Origin of the sequence: Paracoccus sp. (in: a-proteobacteria) (genome assembly GCF_030536915.1) — a bacterium.
In the GTDB taxonomy this organism is placed as follows: Bacteria; Pseudomonadota; Alphaproteobacteria; order Rhodobacterales; family Rhodobacteraceae; genus Paracoccus.
In genome coordinates this window covers 134,605-141,207 of sequence record NZ_JAUNPC010000001.1, presented here as the reverse complement: position 1 = coordinate 141,207, position 6,603 = coordinate 134,605, and the positions used below count along the sequence as shown (strand labels likewise).

The following is a 6,603-nucleotide window of genomic DNA, read 5'->3' as shown; positions in this document are numbered from 1 at the left end:
AAAGTACAGGCCTGTTTTTATTACAGATTGCCAGCGCTCTATAGACGGAACCAAGAAAATGGTTAAGTCTTGGCTGGTTGGAAACATGTTTGCAGGGCAGACTGATGCAGAAGCTACTGCGCAGGCAACAGTAGACCATCTCACAAACATAAAAGAAACGTCAGAGCACGGACACCACTTCCTTCGCGACAAATGCAAGGAGTTTGGACTGGTCATTGAGGATCTAGAGAGCTCGCAAGACCTTCAAGAAGCAGTGCTAAGTGTTCATCATGGCTATGTTGCATCCTTTTCAAGGCTAAGTTCAATTAAGTTCATAGAGAATTCAAATGGAACTAGCTGGAATGTTTCCGAGTCTTGAACTCAGATAGCGCAGACTCAGCGCCGGACTCAAAGTGCTAATATTATAACCCGACATAGATCCGAACTATGTCGGGTTATAGTTTTCTTTTAGGACTTCTTTTACCCTCCCCATGCGCCACCCGGATCAACCCCTCCACCGGGAACCCCCGGTCCTCCGCGATCCCGACGAGCTGCCGGTAAAGCTCCTCCTCCATCCCCGGCTGCCTCGCCAGAATCCACAGATACCCCCGGTCCGGGCCCGAGATCATCGCCCATTGGTAGCCCTCGTCCAGCGCGAAGACGTGGTAGCCGCCGGGGAAGCCGGGGAAGAAGCTGACGGCGAGGCTCGCCACATCCGGGTCGCCCTTGAAGCGGGCGGTGCCCTCGATGGACTTCCGGCGGCCGTTGCGGATGCCACTGTTGACCACCCGCACGCTGCCGTCCTCGTTCAGCGCGTAGTCGGCGGTCACGTCGCTCATGCCGCGCTCGAAGCGGTGGTCAAGGCGGGCGATCTCGTACCAGCGGCCCATGTAGAGCCGGGCGTCGAAACCCGAGACGGGCTCGATGCCCTGCGGCACGCGGGTCATGATCGCGCGGGAACAGGCGGACAGGGCGGCAAGGGCGGCAAGCCCGGCGGCGATGGTGCGGATACGCATGGGTGAACCTCCTTGGATCGGGGTCCAACGCCCCGAGGGGGCGGAAGGGTTGCGTCTGCATCACCCGTGCATCGGATGTGCATCGGTCGTGCATGGCCCGTGAGGGATCAGAAGGGCGGCGGCGCCGAGAAGCTCAACGTCACGTTGCTGTCGGGGTGCCGCAGCCGCAGCGACTCGGCATGCAGCATCAGCCGGGGGTGGTCGGCCGCCGCGCCACTCGCATAAAGCGGATCGCCCAGGATCGGATGCCCGAGGCTCGCCATGTGCACCCGCAACTGGTGGCTGCGCCCGGTCAGCGGGTAAAGCCGGACGCGGGTTTCCTCGGCGCTTGCGCGGATCACCCGCCAGTCGGTCTGCGCCGGGCGGCCCGTTTCGTGATCCACCTTCTGCCGGGGGCGGTTCGGCCAGTCCACGATCAGCGGCAGGTCCACCCGGCCCTCCTTGGGTTCCAGCCGGTTCCAGAGCCTTGCAACATAAGCCTTTTTCACCTGCCGCCGCTCGAACTGCTGGCCGAGGTGCTTCTGGGCAAAGGGCGTCAGGCCGAAGACCATGATGCCTGAGGTGTCCAGATCCAGCCGGTGCACCAGCAGCACGGTCGGAAAGGCCCCGCGCAGCCGGTTGATGAGGCAGTCGGCGCGGTCCTCACCGCGCCCCGGCACCGACAGCAGCCCGGCAGGCTTTTCCACCACCAGGATCTGGTCGTCGTGGTGGATCAGGCGGGGCTGTTCGGCGGTCGGCTGATAGGTGAAGCTCATGGCCTCGGCTTAGCGGGCCACCAGCCGCACCGCCAGCCCCGCGAACATCACCGCCGCGATCCGGTTGAGAAGGCCCAGCCTTCCTGCCAGCCGCATCCCCAGCCAACCCGCCGCCATCCCGTAAGCCATTGTTATCAGGGTCGCGGTAAAGGTGAAGATCAGCCCGAGGCCCAGAAGCTGGTGCCAGACCGGCCCATGCGCGGGGCTGGTGAACTGCGGCAGGAAGGCCAGCAGGAACAGCACCGGCTTGGGGTTGAGGATGTTCGACAGCGCCCCCCGCCGGATCACGTCGCGCGAGCGCACCACCATCCGCGCCGAGGGGTCCGGCGCGGGCGCGGTCCAGGCCTTCCATGCCAGATACAGCAGGTAGCCCGCACCGATCCACTTGATCGCCGACAGGGCCTCGGGATGGGCGGCGATCACCGCGCCAAGGCCCAGGGTCGTCAGGGTGACGTGGAACAGGACACCAAGGCCGACGCCCAAGCCCGCCAGCGCCCCGACCCTCGGCCCGCCCTGGATGCCCGAGGCGGTGGCGAAGAACACGTCCTGTCCGGGTGCCGCGTTCAGCACCAGCCCGCCCGAGACGAAGGCCAGAAGCTGCGCCATGGGGATGTTGCCCAGCGTGTCCCAGATCATTGCCGTTCCTCCTGCGGCACGCCGTCCGCGATGTCGTAATAGTCGCCCTTGTCACCCGTCCAGATGTGGCGCTGCAGGCGCAGGCCAGTGGGCGGCTCGATGCAGCCCAGCGCCACGTCGGTTTCCCCCCGGCCGAAGGCGCGCCAGAAGATGGAACTGCCGCAGGTGTCGCAAAATCCCCGCTCGGCCTTGTCCGAGGACTTGAACCAGCGGACGTGATCCTCGCCCTCGATCTCAAGCCGGTCGTCGGGGACGGGAACGGCGGCCCAGACATGGCCGGACCAGCGGCGGCACTGGCTGCAATGGCAGGCGGCGATGTCGTCCAGATCGCCCCGGATCGTGACCCGGATGGCGCCGCAGAGGCAGCGGGCGTGGCGTGTGGTCATGACTGCGCCTGCTGCGGCAAGCCGTCGGTGATGTCGTAATAGTCACCCTTGTCGGCGACATAGATATGTCCTTCCAGCCGCAGCCCTGTGGGTGGCGTGACCGCGCCCGCCGAGACGGCCGTGCGGCCCGAGCCGGTCTCGCGCCAGAACAGCGACGATCCGCAGGTGGCGCAGAAGCCGCGCTCGGCCTCGTCCGAGGACCGGAACCAGCGCAGGTCATCGCCCTCGATCACCGGGTCGCGCAACTCGGCGCCGGCCCAGAAATGGCCGCTCCAGCGGCGGCATTGCGAGCAATGGCAGGCGCCCACCGGCTCGGAAGTCAGCCTGCCTGTGAAAGTCACAGCGCCGCAGAGGCAGGCGCCGCTGATCTCAGAGCCTTCCGAAGACATCGCGCATCATCCCTTCCAGCGCCTGGGCATCGGCTTCAGTGAACGCATCCGGCCGGTCGCTGTCTATGTCCAGCACGCCGATCAGCCGGTCATCCGCGCCGATCACCGGCACCACGATTTCGGACCGGGTCGAGGAGGAGCAGGCGATATGGCCCGGAAAGGCCTCGACATCGGGGACAAGCTGCGTCTGCCGGGTGCGGGCCGCGGCCCCGCAGACCCCGCGCGAGAAGGGGATCACCAGGCAGCCGTGGCCGCCCTGGTAGGGGCCGATCTTCAGCATCTCCGGCCCGGTCACGCGGTAGAAGCCTGTCCAATCGAAGCGGTCGGAGGCCCGGTGCAGCTCGCAGGCGATGGTGGCCATGAGGGCGATCTCATCGGTCTCGCCTTCGGTGAGGGCGCGGATTCGGGCGGAAAGGGCGGTGTAATCTGTCATGCGCGCCACGCTACAGCCGCGCCCTTCGGCGGAAAAGGGGCGGCGCGCTGGACTGTCGCGGCCCGTGACGCTAGGGACGGCGCGATTCTTCCGCCGCTGAAGGCCTGTCCCATGACCGACCGCATCGACCTGCGCCGCGCGCTGATCTCCGTCTCGGACAAGGAGGGGCTTGTTGAGTTCGCCCGGGCGCTGGCCTCGCGCGGGGTCGAGTTGCTCTCCACCGGCGGCACCGCAAAGGCGCTGCGCGACGCGGGACTTGAGGTGCGCGACGTGGCGGAGGTCACCGGCTTCCCCGAGATGATGGACGGCCGGGTCAAGACGCTGCATCCGGCGGTCCACGGCGGCCTTCTGGCGCTGCGCGACAACCCCGACCACCGCGCCAGCATGGAGGCGCACGGGATCGCGCCCATCGACCTGTTGGTGGTCAACCTCTACCCCTTCGAGGAGACGGTGGCGAAGGGCGCGGCCTACGGTGACTGCATCGAGAACATTGACATCGGCGGCCCGGCGATGATCCGGGCTGCGGCCAAGAACCATGCCTTCGTGACGACCGTCGTGGACGTGCAGGACTACGACGCCGTGCTGACGGAACTGGACGCGGGCGGGGGCGCGACGACCCTGCCCTTCCGCAAGCGGATGGCGCAGGCGGCCTATGCCCGCACCGCTGCCTATGACGCGGCCGTGTCCACCTGGATGGCGGCTGCCATTGGCGAGGACACCCCGCGCCGCCGCGCCTTCGCGGGGACGCTGGCGCAGCCGCTGCGCTATGGCGAGAACCCGCACCAGGCTGCCGCCTTCTACACCGACGGATCGAGCCGCCCCGGCGTGGCGACGGCCCGCCAGTGGCAAGGCAAGGAACTCAGCTACAACAACATCAACGACACCGACGCGGCCTTTGAACTGGTGGCCGAGTTCACCGAAGGCCCCGCCGTCGCCATCATCAAGCACGCCAACCCCTGCGGCGTGGCCCGCGCGGAAACGCTGGAGGACGCCTACCGCCGCGCCTTCGATTGCGACCGCACCTCGGCCTTCGGGGGGATCGTCGCGCTGAACGGGCGGCTGGACGCCGCGACCGCCCGCGCCATCACCGAGATCTTCACCGAGGTCGTCATCGCCCCCGAAGCCTGTGACGAGGCCCGCGAAATCTTCGCCGCCAAGAAGAACCTGCGCCTGCTGACTACGGGCGGGTTGCCGGATGCGCGTGCGGGCGGGCTGACCTTCCGGCAGGTCGCGGGCGGCTTCCTGGTCCAGACCCGCGACAACGGCCATGTGACCCAGGCCGACCTGCGCGTGGCGACGCAGCGCCAGCCCTCCGAAGCGGAGCTTGCCGACCTCATGTTTGCGTGGACCGTTGCCAAGCACGTCAAGTCGAACGCCATCGTCTATGCGAAGGACCGCGCCACCGTCGGCATCGGCGCGGGCCAGATGAGCCGGGTCGATTCGACCCGCATCGGGCGGCGCAAGTCCGAGGACATGGCCGAGGCGCTGGGCCTTTCCGGGCCGCTGACCGAGGGCGCGGCGGTGGCCTCGGACGCCTTCTTCCCCTTCGCCGACGGGATCGAGGCGCTGGCCGCAGCCGGCGCCCGCGCCGTGATCCAGCCCGGCGGGTCCATGCGCGACGACGAGGTGATCGCGGCGGCGGACCGCCTCGGCCTCGCCATGGTCTTCACCGGACAGCGCCACTTCCGCCACTGATGAGCGACGACGCCGAAGCCCCGAAGCCGAAGAAGCCGCGCGCCAAGCTTGCCGCGCCGGATGGCGAGGCCGCCCCCAAGCCCTCGCGGCCCGCCGGGACCGCGCCCAAGCGCCGGCGCAAGTCCGAACCGCCGCCTCTGCCGCCGAAGACCAGCCTCTGGTGGGCGGCGGGTACGGCGCTGATCATCCTCGCCCTCGACCAGCTGACGAAATGGATCGTGGTGCAGGCAATGAACTTGGTCGAGGTGCAGGCCATCGACGTGATCGACCCCTGGCTGAACCTGCGTATGGCCTGGAACCAGGGGGTGAACTTCGGGCTGTTCTCCTCGGATGTCGAGGTGATGCGCTGGGTGCTGATCGCAGTCGCCGTAGTGATCTGCGCCTGGGTGGCCGTGTGGCTGGTCCGGGTGCGGCCCGGAAAGCTGGCGCAGGTCGCGGCGGGATTGCTGATCGGCGGGGCGCTGGGGAACGTGATCGACCGGGTGGCCTATGGCGCGGTCGCGGATTTCCTGAACATGTCGCTGCCCGGCTGGCGCAACCCCTACAGCTTCAACGTGGCCGACATCGCGATCTTCGCGGGGGCGCTGGGGCTGGTCTTCCAGCCCGGCCCGCCGCCCGGGCCGGAACCCGCCAAGTCCCGCGACAAGAACCGTGACGGCACCGGCAAGACGCGCTAGAAGGGCGGCGACGCTTTCCAGGGTGGTGCCATGCGGGTTCTTCTGCTGACTCTCTCGGTCCTCGCGCTCGCGGCCTGCGAGAACGACGGCCGGCTGATGAACCTGACGGCCTCGGACGACGGGCCGGAGGAATTTGCCATCGTCCCCACCCGGCCCCTGCAGATGCCCCCCGATCTTGCGCAGTTGCCGGCGCCCACGCCCGGCGGCGCGAACCTGACCGACCCGAACCCGGAAGGCGACGCCATCGCCGCGCTAGGCGGAGATCCCGACCACCTGGCCCGGCAGGGCATCGGCGCGGGCGACGCGGCGCTGGTCGCCCATGCCGCGCGGGCAGGCGTGACGCCCGGCGTGCGGCAGGTCGTGGCGGCCGAGGACCAGGCGCTCCGCGCCCGCCGCGGCCGCCGCCCGCTGGAGGTGCTGGCCGGCACCAATGTCTACGGCCGCGCCTATGCGCCGCAGACGCTGGACAGCCAGGCTGAACTGGAACGCTGGCGCCGCACCGGCGCGCAGGTGCCGACGGCGCCGCCTGCGGCCGGGACACGCTGAACGGGCCTCGTCTTTCGGCGGCCAAATAACCGCGGGGGGGGGGGGCGCGCCCCCCGGCGCGGGGGCGGCCTCCGCCGCGGCGCCCCCCCCG

The 6,603-nt window shown here is 68.4% G+C and carries 9 protein-coding genes and 1 pseudogene; 4 read left to right on the top strand and 6 right to left on the bottom strand.

The features are described 5' to 3' along the window. Window positions 1-358: pseudogene (locus Q4F04_RS00710) on the top strand (S49 family peptidase); the annotation flags it as partial. Window positions 359-434: 76 nt separating this feature from the next. Here the strand turns inward: Q4F04_RS00710 and Q4F04_RS00705 are convergent. The 6 genes from Q4F04_RS00705 to Q4F04_RS00680 form a co-directional block, all read right to left on the bottom strand. After that, the gene (locus Q4F04_RS00705) at window positions 435-995 is read right to left on the bottom strand and encodes a lipocalin family protein (RefSeq protein ID WP_303367907.1); all 561 of its coding nucleotides are present in this window, start codon (window positions 993-995) and stop codon (window positions 435-437) included. Between the two features lie 107 nt (window positions 996-1,102). Beyond that, window positions 1,103-1,750: an RluA family pseudouridine synthase gene (locus Q4F04_RS00700; RefSeq protein WP_303367906.1), complete on the bottom strand. Its 648-nt coding sequence runs from the start codon at window positions 1,748-1,750 to the stop codon at window positions 1,103-1,105. Between the two features lie 9 nt (window positions 1,751-1,759). Further along, window positions 1,760-2,386 (bottom strand): LysE family translocator, encoded by a 627-nt coding sequence (locus tag Q4F04_RS00695; RefSeq protein ID WP_303367905.1) that lies wholly within the window; start codon window positions 2,384-2,386, stop codon window positions 1,760-1,762. Then, window positions 2,383-2,772 (bottom strand): GFA family protein, encoded by a 390-nt coding sequence (locus tag Q4F04_RS00690; RefSeq protein ID WP_303367904.1) that lies wholly within the window; start codon window positions 2,770-2,772, stop codon window positions 2,383-2,385. Before Q4F04_RS00690 ends, Q4F04_RS00695 begins: the two co-directional genes overlap by 4 nt. Then, window positions 2,769-3,113, bottom strand: coding sequence for a GFA family protein (locus Q4F04_RS00685; RefSeq protein ID WP_303367903.1), 345 nt, complete (start codon window positions 3,111-3,113; stop codon window positions 2,769-2,771). Before Q4F04_RS00685 ends, Q4F04_RS00690 begins: the two co-directional genes overlap by 4 nt. 28 nt (window positions 3,114-3,141) lie before the next feature. Beyond that, window positions 3,142-3,594 (bottom strand): GAF domain-containing protein, encoded by a 453-nt coding sequence (locus Q4F04_RS00680; RefSeq protein WP_303367921.1) that lies wholly within the window; start codon window positions 3,592-3,594, stop codon window positions 3,142-3,144. A gap of 111 nt (window positions 3,595-3,705) precedes the next feature. Here Q4F04_RS00680 and purH point away from each other — a divergent pair, with 111 nt between their 5' ends. The 3 genes from purH (at window position 3,706) to Q4F04_RS00665 (ending at window position 6,512) form a co-directional block, all read left to right on the top strand. After that, the gene (gene purH / locus Q4F04_RS00675) at window positions 3,706-5,289 is read left to right on the top strand and encodes a bifunctional phosphoribosylaminoimidazolecarboxamide formyltransferase/IMP cyclohydrolase (protein ID WP_303367902.1); all 1,584 of its coding nucleotides are present in this window, start codon (window positions 3,706-3,708) and stop codon (window positions 5,287-5,289) included. A 137-nt stretch (window positions 5,290-5,426) separates the two neighbouring features. Then, on the top strand, window positions 5,427-5,966 hold the full coding sequence (lspA, locus tag Q4F04_RS00670) for a signal peptidase II (protein ID WP_303367920.1): 540 nt from the start codon (window positions 5,427-5,429) through the stop codon (window positions 5,964-5,966). 30 nt (window positions 5,967-5,996) lie between these two features. Continuing rightward, a complete protein-coding gene (locus tag Q4F04_RS00665) occupies window positions 5,997-6,512 on the top strand; it encodes a DUF3035 domain-containing protein (RefSeq protein WP_303367901.1) in 516 nt (171 codons plus the stop codon). The last annotated feature ends 91 nt before the right edge of the window (window positions 6,513-6,603 follow it).